Origin of the sequence: Streptomyces sp. NBC_00525 (genome assembly GCF_036346595.1) — a bacterium.
In the GTDB taxonomy this organism is placed as follows: Bacteria; Actinomycetota; Actinomycetes; order Streptomycetales; family Streptomycetaceae; genus Streptomyces.
The window spans coordinates 24,451-44,671 of record NZ_CP107835.1 but is presented as its reverse complement, the minus strand read 5'-3'; the positions used below and the strand labels follow the sequence as shown (position 1 = coordinate 44,671).

The following is a 20,221-nucleotide window of genomic DNA, read 5'->3' as shown; positions in this document are numbered from 1 at the left end:
CCCCGGGGCGGCGGTGGAGTCCTCCCGGCCCCGCACTCCCTGCGGCGCCCCCCTCCCGCCGCCGCCCCGGACCCCCTCTCCCCAGCCCGCCCCGGCCCCGCGCGCCGGGCCCCGCGACCCCTCCAGGAGGTTCCCCGATGACCGACATCATGTGGGACGCCGAGATCTACGAGAAGGCCGCCGACGCCGTACCGCCCGCGTCGGACACCGCGCACCCCCCGCTCGCCGACCCCCGCCAACTCCGCAACGCCCTCGGCAACTTCGCCACCGGCGTCGTCGTCCTCACCTACCGCGTGGGCACCACCCACTACGGCGTCACCGTGAACTCCTTCACCTCGGTCTCCCTGGACCCGCCCCTGGTCCTGGTGTCCATGCAGCGCACCTCACGCGCCCTCAACCACCTGCTGGAACGGCCCTTCGCGGTCAACGTCCTCGGCGACAACCAACTCGACACCGCACTCCACTTCGCGGGCCGGCCCCAGGACCGCCCCATCGACTGGATCACGGACGGCCCCGCACCCCGCATCGGCGGCTCACCCGCCTACTTCCAGTGCACCCCCTGGGCCGCCAACGACGGCGGCGACCACGTCCTGGTACTCGGCCGGGTGACGGCCCACGGCCAGCAGGACGACGCCCGCCCCCTGCTCTTCTACCGCGGCCAGTGGAGCGCGCTGGCCCAGGAAACCGAAGCCGGCACCGAGACCGGCGCCCGGTCCGAAAGGAACCGACCGTGACCAGCCCCACCCCTCCCGCCGACATCACCGCCCTCCTGGCACGACTGGACACCATCCGCCCCCTCCTGCTGAGCGAGGCCCCCGACAGCGAACGGCTGCGCCGCCCCACGCCGGCGGTCCAGGACGCCCTGCGCGACAGCGGAATCCTCGAACTGACCGTCCCCGCCGAACTCGGCGGCCTGGACGCCTCCCCCCTCCAGATCCTGGAAGTCATGGAGAAGCTGTCCCACACGGACGCCTCCCTCGGCTGGCTCGTCCGGTCCCTCACGAGCGAGACCGCCACCGCCGCCGCCCACCTGGGCGACGAAGCCGTGGCCGCCCTCTTCGCCGACGGCGCCGAACCCCTGGTCGCGGGCCAGTCCACCTCGTTCACCGGCCGGGCCGTCCGGGTCACGGGCGGCTGCCGGGTCAGCGGCGACTGGCAGTTCGCCCCCGGCGTCTCCATGGCCACCCACCTCAACCTCTCCGCCACGGTCGAGGGCACCGGAGAACGAGTGGTCTGCCTCGTCCCCCGCTCCGCCGTACGGATCAGCGACAACTGGGACATGCTCGGCCTGCGCGCGACCGCGAGCCTCGACTACCGGGCCGAGGACGTGTTCGTCGAGGACGCCTACATCTACGCCATCGGCCCCGGCCACGCCCGCCGCGGCCGCCCCGAGAACCGGCTCAGCCCCGCCCTCTCCGCCGGCCTCCACCAGGCCGCCTGGTCCCAGGGCGTCGGCCGCCGCATGCTCGACGAACTGCGCGACCTCACCCTCAGCAGGAACCCCGCCCACGAGTCCCCGGTCACCAGCGACGAGTTCTTCGGCGAATTCGCCCGCCACTTCTCGCACGTCCGCGGCACGATGGCGCTGCTCCGCGACACCTGGCGCGACAACGAGGAGACCCTCTCCACCGGGGCACGCCTCAGCGACGAGCAGGAGACGATGTCCCGCCTCGCGTGCAGCCTCGCCGGCCGCACCGCGGTCGAGATCAGCCAACTCGTCCACCGCTTCGCCGGCGCACGGGTCATGCGGGACGGCGTCCTGCAACGCTTCTTCCGCGACAGCCACGCCGGCAGCCAGCACCGCGGCTCCTCCCACATCGTCACGCAGAAGTGCGGCCGCATGCTGTCCGGCACCCTCCCCGCCGGAGCCCACTGGGGCTTCTTCGACCTGATCGTCCCCGAACGCCCCGCCGCCCACGCCTGAAGCCCCTCCGCGCGACGAGAAGGAGAACAGCATGAAACTGGCAACCCTGCGCACCCCCGGAGGAACGGCAGCGGCCCGCCTGGACGGCGACACGTTCACCGAGATCCCCGGCTGCGCCGACATCGGCGACCTGCTGCGGAACGAGGACTGGCGGCGGCGGGCGGCCGGCGCCGACGGACGCCGCGTCCCGGCCGAGGACGCCGCACTCGACACCCTCGTGCCGAACCCGTCGAAGGTGCTGTGCACCGGCCTCAACTACACGAGCCACATCGAGGAGATGGGCCGGGGCCTTCCCTCCCACCCCACCCTCTTCGCGAAGTTCGCGGACACCCTCACCGGCCCCGCCGACCCCGTGGCCGCCGTGCCGGAGGACCCGGAGATGGACTGGGAGGGAGAACTCGCCGTCGTCGTGGGCCGCACCGCGTACCGGGTGGACGAGGACGAGGCAGCCGAGTGCATCGCCGGATACACGATCGCCAACGACATCTCCATGCGCGGCTGGCAGAACCGCACCACCGAATGGCTCCAGGGCAAGATCTGGGCCCGCTCCACCCCGGTGGGCCCCGTCCTCACCACACCCGACGCCTTCGACCCCGCCACCGCCACCCTCTCCACCACGGTCAACGGCACGACGGTCCAGGAACACGCGATCGCCGACCTCCTCTTCACCCCCACCCGGCTGATCGCGTACATCTCCACCATGCTGCCCCTCCGCCCCGGCGACCTCGTCCTCACCGGCACCCCCGGCGGAGTCGGCCGAGCCCGCACCCCCCGCTGGTACCTGAAGCGCGGCGACGTGGTCGAGGTGACCATCGACGGCATCGGCACACTGACCAACCCGATCACCTGACCCACCGCCGCCGGGAGCCGGGGACGGCTCAGCCGTTGCGCCGGAGAGCGCAGTCGTCCACGGCAGGTGCAGAGACATGAGGGATTCCAGTTCGCGGGTGGGGAAGGGATGCGGCTGCCACTTCCGGAGACAGCCGTCCTCGCCGTGGGTGTGCCACACCTTCTCGGCGGCCATCAGAACCGCGTGCGCCGGCAAGGCGCGAGGACGTGTCGACGTCCACACCAGGGTGCCCTGCCCGTCCGGTGCGTCATAGCTCGTCGACATGTCCGGGAAGCGGCGGATCGTGATGTGGATGTCGTCGTTTCGACGGCGAAGAATCCAGCGCGCCTCCGCCGGTTCCAGGTCGAACGAGAACCGCTGGACGTCATGGGGCCGTAGAGACCCGTCAATCCCCCCGGCCGTGTGCGGCCAACGCTGCAGCGGAGCTGCGGAAGGCTGCCCTCCCGGGGCTACGGAAGTCCCGCAGGTTCCGCCGTTACGCGGGGTGCAGCCCGAGCGCGGTGCGGGTTTCGCCCACCAGGCGCAGGGAGCCGAGGACGACGACGAGGCCGCCGGGCCCGGCGTGCTCGGCGGCCAGGCGCAGGGCTGCCGGAGTGTCGTCGGTGGTCAGGCACGGTCCCTGGCGGCCCGGAGCCAGCTGGTGGTGCAGGCCGGCGGGGTCGGCGGCCTGGTGGGAACCGGTGCGCGTGAGGACGAGCGGCCAGTGGGAGGGGAGCGGGGCGAGCATGCCCGACACGTCCTTGTCGTGCATCGCGGCGAAGACCAGGACGGGCGGGCCGGGGAGGTCGCCGGCGCGGGCGTGCCGCAGGATTTCCGGGGCGACGGTGGCGACGCCCTGCGGGTTGGTGGCCCCCTCCAGCAGCACGCGGCCCGTCCAGTGGTCCAGCCGGGCCGGGTCGATGAGCTCCAGGCGGCCGGGCCAGCGGGTGGCCGCGAGCCGGGCGCGAAGCAGCTCGCCGTCGGGCTCGCGGATGTGCCCGCGTTCGGCCATCGCGTCCACGGCCGCGACGGCGGTCGCGAGGTTGTGGTGCTGGTGGGCGCCGGACAGCGGGCAGGGGAGGCCGCGGTGAACGGTGCGCGGCGTGGTGACGTCCACCAGTGCCCCCGTGCCGGATGCCGAGGGCCGGGCGGTGTAGCGGATCTCGTGGTCCATGCGCCACACGGTCAGTCCGGACCGGTCCCGCAGGACCTGCTCGGCGCCTGCGGCGGCCTCGGGGGCCAGCCGTCCGAGGACGACGTGGTCCCCGTTCTGCGCGGCGGCGATCTTGGCCCGGGCGATCTGGTGCAGGGAATCGCCGAGCAGCCGGGTGTGGTCGAGCCCGACGCCGGTGACCACCTTGACGTCCAGGCCGAGTTCCGCGGCTGCGGCCCTGCTGCCGCCGATGCTCGCCTCGGCGACCGCGACGTCCACACCGGCCCGCCGGAAGTGCACGGCCGCGGTGGCCGCGTGGATGCCCTGGGCCAGGACGGGCAGCCCGTGCAGCTCGATCGCGTGCCAGACCTCGGCGAACGCCTTGGCGTACTCCGCCCGCGTGACCGGAACCCCGTCGATCCGGATGCGCTCCCTGGGCTCCTGCAGATGCGGGCTCGGCATGCTGCCCACCCGCGCGCCGGCCGCCGTCACCGCCGCGACGGCGAACGCACACGTCGACCCCTTGCCGTTCGTCCCGACCACCAGCATCCCGCGCAGCGACCGCTCGGGCCGGCCCAGCGTCTCCAACAACCGTGGGACGTTCTTCTGACGGGCCGTCCGCGTCAGCCTGTGGGGATTCTCGTGCACCGCGGCGAGGAGCTCTGTACAGCGTTGGTAGTCCACTCAACAGATCCTGCCACGCTGAGCAACGCTCAAGATACAGTGGGTGACTGTGCTGCCCGGGGGAGCGCAGCCGTGGCCGCGCCCGGCAGGCCACCGCGCGCCCCGTGGGCGGACTCCGGCCTGAGCGGGCCCGGACCCCGCTGACCCGAAGTCACCGGTTCGGGTGACCGCCCGATTGCGCGTACTTCACCTGCGGCGCGTGGGGAACGGCCCGGCAACCGTGCATCGGCCCCGGTCACGTCGTGTGCCGGGACGAGTCGATCGCGACAAGCTCGACCTCGAAGCCGTCGGCGTCCTCCAGGTAGGCGGCATAGTGCTGTGCGCCACCGGCGTGCGGGTGAAGCTCGGGAAACATCAGCCTCCAGCCATGACGGACGGCATCGGCGGCCAGCTCCTCGACGACGGCGGCGTCCTCGACGTGGAAGGCGAGGTGGTTCAGCCCGGGGCGCCGGCGATCGTACCGGCCGGCACTCATGGCCGGAGACTGTTCGAGGACGAGGTAGGTCGGCCCGAGCCGCCAACTGCGACCGCCTTCCCAGCTCTGGTGAACGCTGTACCCCAGCGCCCGCAAAAGCCGGCCGAGCGAGGCGACGGCCCGCCCGAGATCGGGAACCCAGATCTCGACGTGATGCAGTGTCCCGTGGGCCGGCCGGTTCACGAGACCCTCAGCGGTGACGTCGCTGGACATGGGCATTCCTCCCTGGTCGGCGCCGCGAACGCGGACGCACCCGACGATCATCACAGCGCCACGCCGACACCGCCCACCCCGCCCGCGAAAGCTGGGCCGGGCGCTGGATCCCGGACGATCAGGTCGCGGTCAAGGGGGTGTGTGATAGGGGAGCCCGCCCGGCCCGGCAGGACATCGTGCACGCGCTGCCCCCCCGCGAGCTCGAAGTGCTCCAGCTGATCGCCGAGGGGCTGTCGAACGCGGAGATCGCCGCCGCGATGTTCATCACGCCCGAGATCGTCAAGACCTACGTGTCGCGCATCCTGGCGAAACTCGGGCTGCGCGACCGCGTCCAGGCCGTCGTCCTCGCCTACCGGGTCGGCCTGGCCTCCGGCACACCCTGACCGGCCCGCTCACGGCGCCGTTGTCACACCCGTCACCTAGGTTGCGGCCATGACACGAACAGCTCCTTCCGGCATGCCCGCCGACGCCGCGCGGAGCGAGAACACAGCAGCTCGAACAGGACAGTTGGGGGAGCTTCTCGGGACCGCGAGTCCCGCCGAGGCGGGCGAGGCGGTCCGGGAACTCATGGCGTCGGCGGAGTCCGGCGGCGGTGACGCGGCACTGGCACTGGCCGCGCGGTACAGCGCGATCTCCGACTGCTCCACCGAGGAACTGCTCCGGCTGTGGGCGATCGCCGACGGGGACCCGTTCGGATTCTGCGAGGACCTGGACGCCCCGGCCTACCGCGCCCGCAAGGCGGTGAGGAGGCTCGTGGCCCTGTCCGAGCCGGGCGACGGCGGAGCCGCCCTGAAACTCGCTGCCCGGCTGGCTGCCGCGGACCCGTACGCGTCCAAGTTCCTCATGCGTCTGTGGCGGACCGACCGTGACCCGGACGGCTTCGCCGAGCACCTGCTCGCCCCGGCGTTCCGCCAGGAGGGCAGGACGGAACTCCGGCTGCCGTACGCATCGTCCCTGCGCGGTCTGCGGCATCTCACGATGTTGGAGAAGCTCGTCCTGCACCAGTGCGACGGACTCACCGACCTCACCGAGGCCGGTGAGCTCACGAGCCTCACCGAGCTGGATCTCGGCGGCTGCGGCGTGGCGGACCTCACCCCGCTCAGCCGTCTCTCCCGGCTCGCCCGCCTCGATCTGAGCCGGTGCGGTGCCGTCGAGGACTTCGGACCCTTGCTGAACCTCACCAACCTGCGTCACCTGGACCTGAGTTACACCCGCGTACGCTCCCTCCGCCCGTTCGCGGCGCTCGCAGCCCTGGAATCCCTCCGCCTCGTGCGCTGCGCGGCTCCGACCGACCTGGACGCACTCGCCGAACTGCCGCACCTCGCCCACCTCCGGCTGACCGGCGACCACCTCGGCGACCTTGCGCCGTTCGCGGCCCTTCCCCGGCTCCGGTCCCTCGAACTCGACAGCTGCGACGGACTGGCGACGCTTGACGGGCTGGCCGGTCACCCCCGGCTGACGAAACTCGGGATTCACGGCAGCGCCGTGCTGCGCACCACCGAGGGGCTGGGCGCCGTGCCGAATCTGCGAGAGCTGACCCTCACCGGCTGCCCCGCGCTGGCCGACCTCACGGACCTCGGCCGGCTGCCCGCGCTGCGGACGCTGATGATCAACGGCTCGCCCGTCCGCGACCTCGACGACCTGGCCGGATCTCCGCTGACCAAGCTGACCCTGCTGTACATGGAGGACCTGGAATCGCTCAGCGCCCTTCGGGCCTGCCCCGGCCTGAGCGAACTGACCGTCCGCTGCTCGCAGGGCCGCGTCCCGGCCGAGGACATACCCCTGCAACAGCTCAGCTCACTCGCCGTTGCCGGACCGCAGTGGTACGCGCTGCGGGACATCACCCCGTTCACCACCTCGCCCCGGCTCGCCGAACTCGACCTGCGCCACTGCCGGTCCCTGACGGACCTTCGGCCGCTGCTCGACATGCCGGCCCTGGTCCACGTCCGTCTGCCCGAGCGGATCGCGGCCCCTGCGCCGGGGACGCTCGATCCCGTGGTCACCGGACTCCGGGCACGAGGCGTGACCGTCACGCTGCACCACTGACCGGGCACGATCCGCCGCTCACCGACCGTGCCGCACCGACCGTGGCGAACCCTGCCCGCAAGGAGACTTCCCGTGCACCCCGAAACACCCGACACACTGGACGAGTTCCGTGAGAGAGCCCTGGAAGAAGGCATCCCGCCGGACGAGATCGCACGGTGGACGGACCTCGCCCGCCCCTGCGCCTTTCTGGACACCGGAGGAGACGGCCCGGTGGTCGGCCGGCTCGGCGGGCCCCTCATGCTTCCCGCGGACGTCCCCGACCCGTGGTGCAAGCTCGCCGCCACCATCGACCTTGCCGCGCTGCCCGCCGGAGCGACCGGCCTCGACCTCCCCGCCGACGGCCACCTGCTGCTGTTCGCCGACCCCGACCCCGACCGGATCGGAACGGGAAACCTGGGCACCGCACTCCACATTCCCGCCGGTACGCCCGTCGAGGAACGCCCGGTGGACCTCGATCCGGAATGGAAGAACTACCCGTACGAAACGGATCTCCCGGAAGGGCGGCTCCACCTGAGTACGGACGTTTCCCTCCCGTACCACACCTCGTTCGACATGTCCCGAAATCCTGCGGACGGTGCGGACGACACAGGACATCCCCATGCGTACGAACTGATCGAGATATGGACGGACCTCCCCGGCGAGGGCTGCGGCCTCGGGCTCCAGCTGGGGGGATACGCCGAGGACGAGGACTGGGACGAGGACCCCAGCGTGGCGGCCGGGCGGGAAGCGGCGCGCGCGGTGGTACGGGGCGAACTGCCCGCGCCCGATACGGACGTCCCTCCCGAGGACTGGGTATGCCTCGCCCAGTGGGAGCACGGCCTCGACGGCTTGGAGTCGGCCCTCTACTCCTGGTCGATCTCCCGGAAGGACCTGGCCGCCGGACGCTTCGACCGGGTCTACGCCACCATGACCTGGAACCCGTGACGCCCAGGGCATGGCCACCGGCATGGCCGCCCAGAGCCAGCAGGTCGGCATCGCGATCGGCATCCGCTGATCAGCGCGGTCTTCGCGGCGGTGAGGACCGGCGGTCCTGAAGCCGGGGCTCCGCGACTCGAACAGGGGTGAAGACGTCGCCCGCCATGCCGGCGGTGAGCGTGGTGCCGTCCGCCGGGTCGATCAGGAGGAACGACCCGGTGCGCCGGGAGTCCGCGTAGGAGTCGAGCGCGAGCGGCTCGGCCGTACGGACCCTGACGCGGCCGATGTCGTTGGCGACGAGCCGGCCGGGGTGCGGGTGCTGGGAGAGGTCGTCGAGCGTGAGCCGTGACGGAATGTCCTCCACGATCGCCCTCACGGTGCGGGTGGTGTGCTTGAGCAGCACCCGCTGACCGACCGTGAGCGGTGTGTCCGCGACATGGCACACCGTCGCGTCGATCTCCCTGGCGATCCGCGGCGGCAGCGGCCCGGCGGTGAGCATGTCGCCGCGCCCGACGTCGATCTCGTCGGCGAGCCGGACGCTGAGGGAGGAGCCCGCCGGCGCCGCCCTTGCCGGGCGGCCGAGGACGTCGAGCGAGGTGATGGTGGTGACGCGGCCGGAGGGCTGCACCGTCACCGTCTCCCCGACCCGGAGGAGGCCGGTGAGCAGCTGGCCCGCGTAGTAGCGCTCCCCCTCGTGCCGGATGACCGTCTGGACGGGGAACCGGGAGGAGACACCCGACGCCCGGTCCCCAGGTTCGACCGACTCCAGGTGCGCGAGGACGGTGGGGCCGCCGTACCAGTCCATACGGGTGGAGGGTTCGACGACGTTGTCCCCGGCCAGCGCGGAGAGCGGGATCGCGACGACGTTCTCGACGCCGAGGGAGGCCGCGTACGCGGTGAACTCCCCGGCGATGCGCGCGAAGACATCCTCCTGGTAGCCGACGAGGTCCATCTTGTTGACGGCGAGCACCACGTGCGGGACGCGCAGGAGCGCGGCGATCGCCGCGTGCCGGCGGGTCTGCTTGACGACGCCGTTGCGGGCGTCGACCAGGACGACCGCGAGGTCGGCGGTGGAGGCGCCGGTGACCATGTTGCGGGTGTACTGCACATGGCCGGGCGTGTCGGCGAGGATGAACCGGCGCCGGGCGGTGGCGAAGAAACGGTGGGCCACGTCGATGGTGATGCCCTGCTCGCGCTCGGCCCGCAGCCCGTCGGTCAGCAGCGCCAGGTCGGGCGTACCGGAGCCGCGCGAGCGCGAGGCGTGCTCGACGGCCTCCATCTGATCGGCGAGAACGGACTTGGAGTCGTGCAGCAGCCGGCCGACGAGGGTGGACTTGCCGTCGTCGACGGAGCCCGCGGTCGCGAAGCGCAGCAGGGTGGTGCCGCTGAGCTGCTCGGTGGTGGTGGTCATCTCAGAAGTACCCCTCGCGCTTGCGGTCTTCCATCGCGGCCTCGGAGAGCCTGTCGTCGGCGCGGGTCGCGCCCCGCTCGGTGAGGCGGGACGCGGCGATCTCGGCGATGACGCCGTCGACGGTCGTCGCCTCGGAGTCGACGGCGCCGGTGCACGACATGTCACCCACGGTCCGATACCTGACCTGCCGGGTCTCGACCGTCTCGCCCTCGCCGGGACCGCCCCAGTCGCCCGCGGTCAGCCACATGGAGCCGCGCCGGAAGACGGGCCGCTTGTGCGCGTAGTAGATCTCGGGGAGGACGATGCCTTCGCGGGCGATGTACTGCCAGACGTCCAGCTCGGTCCAGTTGGAGATCGGGAAGACGCGGACGTGCTCACCGGGCGCGTGCCGGCCGTTGTACAGGTTCCACAGCTCGGGGCGCTGGCGGCGGGGGTCCCACTGGGAGAACTCGTCGCGCAGCGAGAACACCCGCTCCTTGGCGCGGGCCTTCTCCTCGTCGCGCCGCCCGCCGCCGAGCACCGCGTCGAACCGCTCGCTGCGGATGCGCTCCGTGAGCGGCAGCGTCTGGAGCGGGTTGCGGGTGCCGTCGGGACGCTCCCGGAGCTTCCCGGCGTCGATGTACTCCTGGACCGAGGCGATGTGCAGCCGCAGCCCGTGCTCCGCCACCACGCGGTCGCGGTGCCCGATGACCTCGGGGAAGTTGTGCCCGGTGTCCACGTGCAGCAACGGGAACGGCACCGGGGCCGGGGCGAACGCCCTGAGCGCCAGATGCAGCATGACGATCGAGTCCTTGCCGCCCGAGAACAGCATCACGGGCCGTTCGAACTCGCCCTCCACCTCGCGGAGGATGTGCACCGCCTCGGACTCCAGCGCGTCCAGGTGACTGAGGGCGGACCAGTGGCCGGCGAAGGGGTCGCCGGGGCGGGAACTCATATCAGCCGCCTCTCCGCCAGCAGGCCGAGCAGCGCCGCCGCGGACTCGGCGACGGACTGTTCGTGCGCGGGTATGCGCAGGTCCGGCGCGTGCGGCGCCTCGTAGGGGTCGTCGACCCCGGTCAGTCCGGTGAGCTCGCCCGCGGCCTGCCTGGCGTACAGCCCCTTCACATCGCGTTCGGCGCAGACGCCCGGCGGCGTGGCGACGTGGACCTCCAGATAGGGAGTGCGCGAGGTGTCATGACGTTCCCGCACGGCCTGTCTGCTGTCCGCGTAGGGGGCGATGGCCGGCACGAGCACCAGCACCCCGTTGCGCGCCAGCACCTCCGCGACCAGCCCGATGCGCTGGACGTTCGTGTACCGGTCCGCGCGGCCGAAGCCGAGGCCGGCCGAGAGGGTCCGGCGGAACTCGTCGCCGTCGAGCACCTCCACCCGGCGCCCCGCCGCACGCAGCCGGTCGGCCGCGGCGCGGGCCACCGTCGTCTTTCCCGAGCTCGGCAGGCCCGTCAGCCATACCGTCCCGCCGCACGCGCAGTCGCGCGCGGTCACGCTGGTTCGCAGCTCCGTCTTCACGGTGTCGCTCTCCCTTCCGGAGGTCCGGCGTCGTCCGCCTGCGGCAGATCCACCTGTGCGGTCATCCGAGCGCGGCCAGCCGGTCGAACAGCTCGCGCACCGGCACACCGGGGTCGTCGGTGGCCGCCGTCAGCGCGGTCAGCCACTGCCGCAGCACGAGCACGGCCTCGTCCTCGGTGAAGTAGTCCGTGGCGTAGTCGGCCCGTACGTCCCAGCCGCCGCCGTCCGCGACGACGTACTGGAGCCAGTCGAACTTCGCCGAGGCCCCGCCCACGTGCACCCGTTCGCACCGCAGCCCCGGCAGCTCCAGCCGGCTCGGCGCCTGGTCGAGGACGAGGCAGATGCGGGCCAGGTGCTCGCCGGACAGCACGCCCCGCTCGCGGGTGACACCGCCGCCGATGCGGGCGTACGGCACGTTGCGGTGACGCAGTACGTCCAGCGACCGGCGTTTCGCCTCGGCGCACACCTCGCCGAACGTGGCGGTGGCGGGCACCAGGTACCGCACCGGCAGGAGATCGGTCAGACAGCCGAAGACGGCGTCGAGATCCGGCTCGCCGCGGCGGGACACCGGGCTCCCGATCACCACGTCCTCACCGTTGACCGCGGCGGCGGTCACCGCCATGCAGGTGCTCATCAGCACATGCGGCGTGGTGCGCAGCGCGCGTGCCGCCGCCCGTACGGCGTCGCCCAGCGCGGCCGGCACGGCGGTACGCACGCACGCGCAGACGGGTCCGCGCCGGGCGGCGAGCGGACGGCGCACGGGCGGGAGATGGGCGAGCGCCGGCGCCCCGTCCAGGAACCCGGCCCAGAACGCGAGGTCGTCCGGCGCGACCCCGGCCTTCCGGGCCCGGACCGCGTGTTCGCCGAGCGACAGTCCGGGCGGGGCGAGCCCGGCCGGCCCGCCCCCGGCCTCCTGCGCGTAGAGGGCCGACAGCTCGTGGTCGAGCAGCACCAGCGAGGCGTCGTCGACGGCGACATGGTGGATCTGCAGAAGCAGCACGTACTCGTCCGGCGCCCGGTCGTACAGGGTCAGCCGGGCCGGTGAGACGGCCAGGTCGAGCGGGCGCTGCCCGGCCCGCCGCAGAGTGTCGCGCAGCTCGCCGCCGGGCCACGGAAGGCGCTCCAGGGACACCGTGCCGGACGGGTCGACGCACTGCACCGGGCCCTGCTCGCCGAGCGTGAAGCCGGTGCGGAGCACGGCGTGCCGTTCCACCAGCGCGGCGAGGGCCCGCTCCAGCGCGGGGACGTCGAGCGGCCCCACGATGTGCTGCGCCCACGTCTCCAGGAACGGCGAGGGATCGGCCATGAACTGCTCGGCGATCCAGAGCGACTCCTGCTCGAAGGTCTGCGGATACTCACGCATCAGCCGGTGCGCCTCTCCAGTGCCCGCAGATCGACCTTGCCGTTGTCGCGCAGCGGCAGTTCGTCGACCTGCTCGAACCTGGCGGGCACGGCGTACGCCGGAAGCCTCGTGGTGAGTTCCTTGCGGATGTCACGGGGAGCCGGTCCGGCGCCCTCGACCAGGGTGTAGACGAGCAGGATGTGGGTGACGGTCCCGCCGGGCCCGGTGCGCGGGACGGCGGCGCAGGTCCGGATCTCCGGGATCGCCGAAGCGGCCGCCTCGACGTCGCCGAGTTCGATGCGGTTCCCGCTGAGCTTGATCTGCCGGTCGCGGCGGCCGAAGTAGTGCAGGACCCCGTCGTCGTCGACCATGCCCATGTCGCCGGTGCGCAGCACGCGCCGCTTCTCGCCGGCCAGTTCCAGGACCGGGAAGCGTTCCCTCGTCCGCGCCTCGTCGTTCAGGTAGCCGAGGGCCACGCCCGGACCGGCCGCGACGATCTCACCGCGTTCGCCGCGCGGTGCGGGCGAACCGTCCTCCCGCAGCAGCACCACCGTCGTGTGGGGCACGGGGACGCCCACCGGAATGCCGGCGGGCGCGGCGCTGTCGGCCGGCCGCATCCGGTGCACCGTCGTGAGCATGCAGTTCTCGGCCGGGCCGAACCCGTTCCACAGCGGCAGGCCCGGAAAGCGGTCCAGGAACAGCGCCACATGCCGCGGGGACTGCTTCTCGCCGCCGACGTACAGCGTCCCCAGCCCCTCGAACGCGTCCAGGTCCTCGTCGACGATCAGGTTGAACAGGGAGGTCGTCAGCCAGACCGTGTCGACGCCCTGGTCGGCGACCAGGGTGCGCAGACGGCCGGGCATCAGATGGTTCTCCTCGACCACGACGCAGGCGCCGCCGGTGGTCAGCTGGCCCCACAGCTCGAACGCGTACATGTCCCAGGCGCCGGGCGCGACCTGCGCCGTGATGTGCCCCGGCCCGAATCCGTCCAGCCCGCCCGGACCGAACATCCGGGTGACCGCACGGTGCGGGACGAGCACCCCCTTGGGGACGCCCGTGCTGCCGGAGGTGAAGAACACCATGGCCGGATCGTCCGGCCCGGTCCGCACCGGTTCGGGCAGACCGGGCCCCGCGCCCTCCGCGATCACGGACAGCGGCGCGGCGTCGAACGTACGGGTGACGCCCGGCGGCTCGCCGCCGGTCAGGCCGACGACGACCGGGTCGTCGAGCTGGTCGAGGACGGCGGCGACGCGGCCGGCCGGCCAGCGCGGATCGAGCGTGGCGTACGCCGCACCGCTCATCAGCACCCCGAGCTGAACGGCTATCAGATGCACACCGCGCGGGACCAGCAGCGGGACGACGTCCCCCGGCCGCACGCCCCAGCCGGCGAGCCGGGCCGCCAGCACCCTCGCCGCGGCGGTGAGCGTCCGGTAGTCGACGCGCTCCCCGCCCTGGACGAGCGCGAGGTCATGGGGCGCCCGCTCGGCGTACGCGGTCACCGCGGCGTGCACGGTGCGCAGCGGCGGTACGTGCCGCGCCCCGGTCACGCCGCACCGAGCCGGATCTGCTCGGCGAAGTCGGCCAGCTCGTCGTGTTCCAGCAGCCACGCCGGGTCGACGCGCAGGCCGAGGCGGCGCTCGATGCGGGCGCAGATGCGGATGGCCGCCAGCGACGTGCCCCCGAAGTCGTAGAAGCTGTCGCGCCGGCCCACCAGGTCGACGTCCAGCACTTCGGCGATGACGCAGGCGACCTGCTCCTCCAGGTCGTCGGCAGGCCGCTCGTACGCGGCCTTGCACACGGCGGCACGGTTCTCGGTCACGGGATCTCCTGTTCTCGTCTGCTCGGCCGGTCGTGGCCGCGCGCTCTTCACGGACATGGGGGCGGTGTTCAGGAGATCTGCTCGGTGGTCGTGGTCTCGTTGTCGCGCTCGGCCTCCCGCAGGGCCCGGGTCGTCACCCGTGAGGCGAACACGCACGCGGCGAGGGCGAGTCCGATGCCGCACACGACGAAGGTGGACTCCGGGCCCAGCCAGCGGCCCAGCCCGCCGCCGAGCAGCGCGCCGACCGGCACGGCGCCGAGCACGATCAGCCGGTATCCGGCGGTGACCCTGCCGAGGAGCGCGTCGGGAACCGCGGCCTGCCGGAGCGTGCTCACCACGATCTGGTTCAGGGCCGTGGCGATGGCGGCGAAGAACATGACGACCTCGGAGAGGACGATGCTGCCGCTGACACCGAGGACGACGTAGCTGGCGGCGGGCACCAGCGCCGCCAGCCAGGTGACGGGCCCGCCGCCGATGGCCGGGACGACCCTCGCGGCGATCAGCGAGCCGATGACGGCACCGACGGCCGGCACCGCGATGAAGATGCCGTACCAGGACGCGGAGACACCCAGCGGCCCGGTCGCCAGGAGGACCAGCAGACCGCCGGTGGCGGAGGAGAACAGGTTGATCGAGCCCGAGATGAACGCCACCCGGCGCAGCAGCCGGTGGTTCCAGAAGTAGGACCAGCCCGCCCGGATACTGCGGACGACCTCGCCGGGGGTGTGCTCGGAACCGCTGGTGTCGCTCGCGGTGGGCAGCATCCGGGGGAGGGTGAACGCGGCCAGGGCGCCGAGGGCGAAGAGCGCCGCGGTGGAGGAGAAGACCATGATCGCCGACATGGCGAACAGGGCGGCGCCCGCCGTGGGGCCGACGAAGTTGTTGATGGCGGACTGGGTCGCGAACAGGCGGCCGTTGGCCCGCTCCAGGTCGCCGCGCTCGACCAGGCGGGGCGGCACGGTCAGCGCCGCGTTGTCCACCAGCGTCTCGGCCGTCCCCGCGAGGAACACGGCGAGGTACAGGATGAATATGCTGCGCAGATCGGCCACGAGCGTCAGGACGAGCAGACCGAACCCGACGGCGCGCAGCGCGTTGCCCCACACCATGATGAGGCGCCGGTCGATGCGGTCGGCGAGCGCCCCGGCCGGCAGGGTGAAGACCAGCCACGGCAGGAACTGCGCCACCGTCATGCCCGAGACCAGCAGCGGGTCGCGGGTCATCGTCACCGCGAGAAGGGGCACAGCCGCCAGCACCAGGCCGTCAGCCAGGTTGGACAACCCCTGCGACCACCACAGCTTGGTGAAACTACGGCCCAACGTCATGTGTCCGCTCCTCTGTCGTCCTTGCGCATACGCATTGCTCCATGGGTCGAGCACCCGCCATGATCGACGGGGTTCCTAGCGGGTGGCTCCGCCCAGTGCCGCCGTAATCCGTTCGTAGTAGGGGAGTTGGTCCCGCTCGAAGGCGAGGGCGATCTCCTCCAGACCCTCCGGGAACCGCTTCCTCCCGGCCGGGGCGGCGCCCAGGGCGTTCGACTCGCTCGCACCGGCGTGCCAGCGTTCCGTGGCCTTCCAGCTCGCCGGCGGCTCCTTCCTGAAGTCGAGCGACGAGGCGAGGAACTCGATCCCCATGGCCGCGCAGTAGCGCCGCATCTCCGTCTCCGGGTCGCCGGCCACCCGGTCGCCGTCGACGAGATGCATCGGATGCCCGGCGGACGTCACGGTGGAGACGATGTCCCACAGATGCCCGAACCCCATGGCCGGGGACGTGGCGTCGGCCTGCATCACCAGGTGCGAGCGCACGGTGTCGCGGGGGTTGCGGACCATCGCCGCATGGCGGCAGCGCCGCAGGAAGTCCGGCCTCGCGCCCAGCCGGTCGAGGCGGAAGTCGGTCGTGTCCTTGAAGAAGACCGGCCGGTCCGCCGCTGTTTCGGTCAGGGCCGTCATCACCTCCTCCTGGCTCGCGCAGGTACGGCCCGCGACCTCGGCCTCGCCGAAGTCGCACACGCGGGAGAACGGCTCGTGGACGACGAGGAGGTCGCCGCGCTCGTACATGGCACGTTCGAACGCGGTCGACCGTGAGCGCGGCACGCACCACAGGGCCAGCAGACCCGGCTGATCCGTCATGACGCGGCCTCCGGAAGAGTCCTGTCCAGCTCGCCCAGGGCGGCCCGCAGGATGTGCGTTCCGTCGAGGTACTCCCGGATCAGGATGTGCTCGTCGTCGGTGTGGTCCTGACGGGAGTCGCCCGGCCCGTAGGTGGCCATCGGCACCTGCCAGCTCCTGCTCAACGTGTTCATGTCGCTCGTTCCGGTCTTGAGCTTGTGGTTCGGCACCTGCCCCCGGAGCGCGATGGCGCGGGACAGCGCACGTACGCACACCGAATCGCGCGCCACCACGACGGCGGGGACGTCGTACACCGCCGACACCTCGACCGCCTCGCCGAGAACCGCCGCGACATCGCGCCGCAGCTCCTCGGGCGACGTGCCGGGCGGTGTCCGGAACACCAGCGAGCACACACTGGAGAACGGTTCGAACCGGCCGTCCCGGACGACCATCCCGACGTCCCCGAAGCGGTCGTTCCCCCGCGTCCCGTACCTGTCGAAGAGCCGGGCGAGAGCGCGGACCAGGATCTCGCTCGACTTCGGTCCGGGGGTCGCCGTGTGGGTGCGCGCGACCTCGCAACGCGCCTCCAGCTCGACCATCCCCTTGTAGCCGATGGTCACCGACGAGGCCCCGCTCGGCTCCCCCACGATCACGGCGTCGGGCACGGGCACGCTCGTACGGACGTACTCCGCACCCCGCGACCACAGCGTCTCCTCCTCGACCACGCCCACCCAGTGGACGCGCAGCCCCAGGTGGCGGCTGGTGAGCGCGGCGACGAGCATGGCCGTCAGCGCCCCCTTGGCGTCGGCGGCCCCACGACCCCGGACGAGATGCTCGCCGTGCTCGTACGGAACGTCGCCCGCCACGGTGTCCAGGTGGCTGAGCAGCATGACCGTACGCGTTCCCCGCCCGACCACGGCGTGTACGTTGCCCACCTCGTCCAGGTGGCTCTCCGCGCCGAATCCGGCCGCGAAGTCCCGTAACCGCTCCGCGAGCTTCTGCTCGCTGCCGGACACGGACGGGATCGCCACCACCTCGGCCAGCAGCGCGACCGCGTCATGGTCGGTCAGCCGCCTCTCCCGAGGTCTTTCCTGATGAGTCGTCATTGAGCTGTCACGGCCTTTCCGATCAGGGTTCCGCTGCCTCGTAGAGCCGCTGCGACGGGCGCGTGGACCCGGCCGTCGCAGACCTGAACCGCCTGTGCGCCCCCGCCCAGTGCCTCCACCGCGGCGGCGACCTTCATCCGCATGCCGCCGCTCAGTTCCGGCAGCAGGCTCCGGGCGTCCTCCCGGCTCAGCGAAGCGATCGTGGAGCCCGGGTCCTCGCGGTCCGCCAGCACGCCCGGCGTGTCCGTGAAGAGCAGCAGCCGGTCCGCGCGCCACGCCGCCGCGATCGCGCAGGCCATCCGGTCCGCGTCCACATTGGTCGGCTGCCCGCCGGACGTCATGCCCGGCGGACACACGACCGGCAGCATCCCGCAGGCGTGCAGCGCGTCCAGCACACGGGTGTCCACGCCGACGATCCGGCCGGCGAGGTTGTCGCGCACCACGCGGACGCTCTCGCCGAACACCGCGCGGACCGCCGCCTTGCGTTCGGTGCGGACCAGGCCCCCGTCCATGCCCGACAGACCGACGGCCGTGACGCCGCGCGCCGCCAGCTCCGAGACGATCCGCGGCTGGGTCCGCCCCCGCATCGCCATCATGAGCGCGGAGAGGGTCGGCGCGTCGGTGTACCGCGTCACCATGCCGTCCGGGGACGTCAGGGTGCGCCGGGGCAGCCCGAGCTCCGCGACGGTCTCGTCGATGTCCCGCGAGCCGCCGTGCACCACGACGATCCGGTGCTCACGCCACAGGGCGGCGATGTCGTCCGCGATCGCCCCGCCGTTCTCCTGGAGGCTGCCGCCCCACTTCACCACGATCCTCGGCACGGTCATACCGGGTGCAGTCCGGGAAAGGTCAGCCCGGACGTCTCCGGCAGACCCAGCATCAGATTCATGCACTGCACCGCACCGCCCGCGGCCCCCTTCATCAGATTGTCGAGGCTCCCCATCACAAGAGCCCTGCCGCGCCGGTCGGCGACGACACCGACATCGCAGTAGTTCGAACCGAGCAGCACCTTCGGATCGGGGTAGCGGTAGGTGCCCCGCGGGCTGTTGACCAGACGGACGAACGGCTCCGCACCGTAGTCCTCGCGGTACATGGTGAGCAGCTCGCGCTCGGTCACCTCCCCGACCGCGACCCTCGTCAGCGTCTGCACGCCGCGCACCTGGGGGGTCGCCGTCACCGTCATCGACGCGTCGACCCCGAGCGCCTCGGACACCTCGGCCTCGTGGCGGTGGTCGAAGGGGGCGAACACCCGCATCACCCCGCTGCGCAGCGCGTGGGAGTTGCCGGCGCCGCCGGAGGCACCGGCGCCGCTGCTGCCGGTGCGCGCGTCGACCTGTACGTCCTTCAGCAGGCCCCGGACCGCGAGCGGAGCGAGGCTCAGGATCGCGCTGGTGGCCATGCAGCCCGGCACGGCGACCCGGTCCGCGCCGGCGATCTGTTCCCGGTGCAGCTCCGGCAGACCCCGCACGAATGCCTTCGCCCGCGCCCCCCGGCGGCTCCAGCCGTAGTAGCGCTCCATGAGCGCGGCGTCCTCGATCCGGAAGTCCGCCGTGAGGTCGACGATCTTCGGCGCGAGCGCCGCCATGTCGTCGAGGATCTCCGCCGTGGAGCCGTGGACACCCGCGAGGAACACCAGGTCCACGGGGGCCAGATCCGCGCGCCCGCTGTACCGGAGACCGCTGCCGCGCAGCGGCGGGTGGGCGTTCTCCACGGCACGGCCGGCGTGCGTCTCGGAGGTCACGGCGGCGACCTCGACACCGGGATGGTGGACGAGCAGGCGCAGCAACTCACCCCCCACGAACCCTCTGCCGCCCACAACTGCGATGCGCTTCATACCGGTTCCCTCACCTCGGTCGTCCCGGCCGTGCAGGCCCCGACCATGTGTGCGGCGACGTCGACACCCGTCGCCCGCTCGAATCCCTGGAATTCCACCCGCGCGTTCACCTCGATCACCGTGTGCGCCCCGTCCGCCCGTTCCACGAGGTCCACCCCGGCGATCCGCGCGCCCACGGCGGCGGCCGCCCGCACGCACAGCCGGTGCAGCTCCTCGCTCGGCGCGAGCCGCTCGACCGTCGCCCCTCGGGCCACGTTGTTCCGCCAGTCGCCGCCCGACCGGCTGATCAGGCCCAGGCAGACACCGTCGACCACGATGCCCCGGATGTCCGGCGAGCCGGGCCGGACCGCCTCCTGGACGATCACCGTTCTCGCGACCGCCGACGGCAGCGCGGCACAGGTCTCCAGGACGGCGTCGGCCGCGTGCCGGTCGGTGATCAGGCCGACCCGGTTCCCCCAGGACGAGCTCAGGGGCTTGACCACGGCGGGGTAGCCGACCGCGGCGATGGCCGCCCTGCCGGTCTCGGGGGTCGGCGCCAGCAGGGTCACCGGGGTCGGTACACCGGACCGCGTCAGCCGCAGATAGGTGGACCACTTGTTGCCGCAGACCCGGGTCGCCGACGCGTCGTTCAGCGGCCGGGCCCCGAACGCCTCCAGGGACTCGGCCGCGAGCGCCGCGCGCTGGCTGGAGATCTCACGGTTGAGCACCGTCATCCCCCGCAGCCCCCCGGTGTCCGCGGGCCCGAACGACATGGTGCGGGCGTCCAGCCGGACCACCGGGATCTCGCGGTGCTCCAGTTCGGACAGGAGCCGCCGCTCCTCGTAGCGGACGGTCGACAGCAGGACTCCGACCGGCACCGGCC

Annotated in this window: 19 protein-coding genes and 1 pseudogene; 6 read left to right on the top strand and 14 right to left on the bottom strand. The window is 72.4% G+C overall.

The window, feature by feature from the left end; all coding sequences use genetic code 11:
• Positions 1-137 precede the first annotated feature (137 nt).
• From OG710_RS29985 to OG710_RS29975, 3 genes are read left to right on the top strand one after another with little or no spacing between them, the layout of a single operon-like run.
• Positions 138-734, top strand: a complete 597-nt coding sequence (locus OG710_RS29985; protein WP_330242415.1) for a flavin reductase family protein — start codon at positions 138-140, stop codon at positions 732-734.
• Positions 731-1,924 (top strand): acyl-CoA dehydrogenase family protein, encoded by a 1,194-nt coding sequence (locus tag OG710_RS29980; RefSeq protein WP_330242414.1) that lies wholly within the window; start codon positions 731-733, stop codon positions 1,922-1,924. Before OG710_RS29985 ends, OG710_RS29980 begins: the two co-directional genes overlap by 4 nt.
• Positions 1,925-1,955: 31 nt before the next feature.
• Positions 1,956-2,774 carry a fumarylacetoacetate hydrolase family protein gene (locus tag OG710_RS29975; RefSeq protein WP_330242413.1) on the top strand — a complete coding sequence of 273 codons (819 nt, stop codon included), beginning with the start codon at positions 1,956-1,958 and terminating at the stop codon, positions 2,772-2,774.
• Between the two features lie 475 nt (positions 2,775-3,249).
• On the opposite strand, the gene OG710_RS29970 is transcribed toward OG710_RS29975, so the two are convergent.
• Positions 3,250-4,497 (bottom strand): bifunctional folylpolyglutamate synthase/dihydrofolate synthase, encoded by a 1,248-nt coding sequence (locus OG710_RS29970; protein ID WP_330242412.1) that lies wholly within the window; start codon positions 4,495-4,497, stop codon positions 3,250-3,252.
• A 328-nt stretch (positions 4,498-4,825) separates the two neighbouring features.
• Positions 4,826-5,278 (bottom strand): VOC family protein, encoded by a 453-nt coding sequence (locus OG710_RS29965; RefSeq protein WP_330242411.1) that lies wholly within the window; start codon positions 5,276-5,278, stop codon positions 4,826-4,828.
• 152 nt (positions 5,279-5,430) lie between these two features.
• On the opposite strand from OG710_RS29965, the pseudogene OG710_RS29960 reads away from it, so the two are divergent.
• The 3 genes and pseudogenes from OG710_RS29960 to OG710_RS29950 all read left to right on the top strand — a co-directional run.
• Positions 5,431-5,661: pseudogene (locus tag OG710_RS29960) on the top strand (response regulator transcription factor); the annotation flags it as partial.
• A gap of 124 nt (positions 5,662-5,785) precedes the next feature.
• A complete protein-coding gene (locus tag OG710_RS29955; protein ID WP_330242410.1) occupies positions 5,786-7,324 on the top strand; it encodes a leucine-rich repeat domain-containing protein in 1,539 nt (512 codons plus the stop codon).
• A 72-nt stretch (positions 7,325-7,396) separates the two neighbouring features.
• Positions 7,397-8,248: a DUF1963 domain-containing protein gene (locus OG710_RS29950; protein WP_330242409.1), complete on the top strand. Its 852-nt coding sequence runs from the start codon at positions 7,397-7,399 to the stop codon at positions 8,246-8,248.
• Between the two features lie 70 nt (positions 8,249-8,318).
• On the opposite strand, the gene OG710_RS29945 is transcribed toward OG710_RS29950, so the two are convergent.
• The 12 genes from OG710_RS29945 to OG710_RS29890 form a co-directional block, all read right to left on the bottom strand.
• Positions 8,319-9,650 carry a sulfate adenylyltransferase subunit 1 gene (locus OG710_RS29945; RefSeq protein ID WP_330242408.1) on the bottom strand — a complete coding sequence of 444 codons (1,332 nt, stop codon included), beginning with the start codon at positions 9,648-9,650 and terminating at the stop codon, positions 8,319-8,321.
• Between the two features lies 1 nt (position 9,651).
• Complete coding sequence (cysD, locus tag OG710_RS29940; RefSeq protein WP_330242407.1) at positions 9,652-10,584, bottom strand: sulfate adenylyltransferase subunit CysD; 933 nt, start codon at positions 10,582-10,584, stop codon at positions 9,652-9,654.
• Positions 10,581-11,156 carry an adenylyl-sulfate kinase gene (cysC, locus tag OG710_RS29935; protein ID WP_330242406.1) on the bottom strand — a complete coding sequence of 192 codons (576 nt, stop codon included), beginning with the start codon at positions 11,154-11,156 and terminating at the stop codon, positions 10,581-10,583. The genes cysD and cysC overlap by 4 nt, the downstream gene beginning before the upstream one ends.
• Positions 11,157-11,217: 61 nt before the next feature.
• Positions 11,218-12,519 carry a condensation domain-containing protein gene (locus OG710_RS29930; protein ID WP_330242405.1) on the bottom strand — a complete coding sequence of 434 codons (1,302 nt, stop codon included), beginning with the start codon at positions 12,517-12,519 and terminating at the stop codon, positions 11,218-11,220.
• On the bottom strand, positions 12,519-14,045 hold the full coding sequence (locus tag OG710_RS29925; protein WP_330242404.1) for an AMP-binding protein: 1,527 nt from the start codon (positions 14,043-14,045) through the stop codon (positions 12,519-12,521). Before OG710_RS29925 ends, OG710_RS29930 begins: the two co-directional genes overlap by 1 nt.
• A complete protein-coding gene (locus tag OG710_RS29920) occupies positions 14,042-14,317 on the bottom strand; it encodes a phosphopantetheine-binding protein (protein ID WP_330242403.1) in 276 nt (91 codons plus the stop codon). Before OG710_RS29920 ends, OG710_RS29925 begins: the two co-directional genes overlap by 4 nt.
• Before the next feature lie 68 nt (positions 14,318-14,385).
• Entirely contained in the window at positions 14,386-15,636 is a 1,251-nt protein-coding gene (locus OG710_RS29915) for an MFS transporter (RefSeq protein WP_330242402.1), read from the bottom strand.
• Positions 15,637-15,711: 75 nt separating this feature from the next.
• Positions 15,712-16,440: a sulfotransferase family protein gene (locus OG710_RS29910; protein ID WP_330242401.1), complete on the bottom strand. Its 729-nt coding sequence runs from the start codon at positions 16,438-16,440 to the stop codon at positions 15,712-15,714.
• The gene (locus tag OG710_RS29905; protein WP_330242400.1) at positions 16,437-17,525 is read right to left on the bottom strand and encodes a M20/M25/M40 family metallo-hydrolase; all 1,089 of its coding nucleotides are present in this window, start codon (positions 17,523-17,525) and stop codon (positions 16,437-16,439) included. The genes OG710_RS29910 and OG710_RS29905 overlap by 4 nt, the downstream gene beginning before the upstream one ends.
• Positions 17,522-18,352 carry a [LysW]-aminoadipate kinase gene (locus OG710_RS29900; protein ID WP_330242399.1) on the bottom strand — a complete coding sequence of 277 codons (831 nt, stop codon included), beginning with the start codon at positions 18,350-18,352 and terminating at the stop codon, positions 17,522-17,524. The genes OG710_RS29905 and OG710_RS29900 overlap by 4 nt, the downstream gene beginning before the upstream one ends.
• Complete coding sequence (gene argC / locus OG710_RS29895; RefSeq protein ID WP_330242398.1) at positions 18,349-19,359, bottom strand: N-acetyl-gamma-glutamyl-phosphate reductase; 1,011 nt, start codon at positions 19,357-19,359, stop codon at positions 18,349-18,351. Before argC ends, OG710_RS29900 begins: the two co-directional genes overlap by 4 nt.
• On the bottom strand, positions 19,356-20,216 hold the full coding sequence (locus OG710_RS29890; RefSeq protein WP_330242397.1) for a RimK family alpha-L-glutamate ligase: 861 nt from the start codon (positions 20,214-20,216) through the stop codon (positions 19,356-19,358). The genes argC and OG710_RS29890 overlap by 4 nt, the downstream gene beginning before the upstream one ends.
• Positions 20,217-20,221: the final 5 nt, after the last annotated feature.

What these genes read in the sequence shown, in the direction of transcription:
- cysD (WP_330242407.1), bottom strand. Translation starts at nt 10,584, where the DNA reads ATGAGTTCCCGCCCCGGCGACCCCTTCGCCGGCCACTGGTCCGCCCTC.
- OG710_RS29905 (WP_330242400.1), bottom strand. Translation starts at nt 17,525, where the DNA reads ATGACGACTCATCAGGAAAGACCTCGGGAGAGGCGGCTGACCGACCAT.
- OG710_RS29900 (WP_330242399.1), bottom strand. Translation starts at nt 18,352, where the DNA reads ATGACCGTGCCGAGGATCGTGGTGAAGTGGGGCGGCAGCCTCCAGGAG.
- OG710_RS29910 (WP_330242401.1), bottom strand. Translation starts at nt 16,440, where the DNA reads ATGACGGATCAGCCGGGTCTGCTGGCCCTGTGGTGCGTGCCGCGCTCA.
- argC (WP_330242398.1), bottom strand. Translation starts at nt 19,359, where the DNA reads ATGAAGCGCATCGCAGTTGTGGGCGGCAGAGGGTTCGTGGGGGGTGAG.
- OG710_RS29915 (WP_330242402.1), bottom strand. Translation starts at nt 15,636, where the DNA reads ATGACGTTGGGCCGTAGTTTCACCAAGCTGTGGTGGTCGCAGGGGTTG.
- OG710_RS29985 (WP_330242415.1), top strand. Translation starts at nt 138, where the DNA reads ATGACCGACATCATGTGGGACGCCGAGATCTACGAGAAGGCCGCCGAC.
- OG710_RS29975 (WP_330242413.1), top strand. Translation starts at nt 1,956, where the DNA reads ATGAAACTGGCAACCCTGCGCACCCCCGGAGGAACGGCAGCGGCCCGC.
- OG710_RS29930 (WP_330242405.1), bottom strand. Translation starts at nt 12,519, where the DNA reads ATGCGTGAGTATCCGCAGACCTTCGAGCAGGAGTCGCTCTGGATCGCC.
- OG710_RS29945 (WP_330242408.1), bottom strand. Translation starts at nt 9,650, where the DNA reads ATGACCACCACCACCGAGCAGCTCAGCGGCACCACCCTGCTGCGCTTC.
- OG710_RS29965 (WP_330242411.1), bottom strand. Translation starts at nt 5,278, where the DNA reads ATGTCCAGCGACGTCACCGCTGAGGGTCTCGTGAACCGGCCGGCCCAC.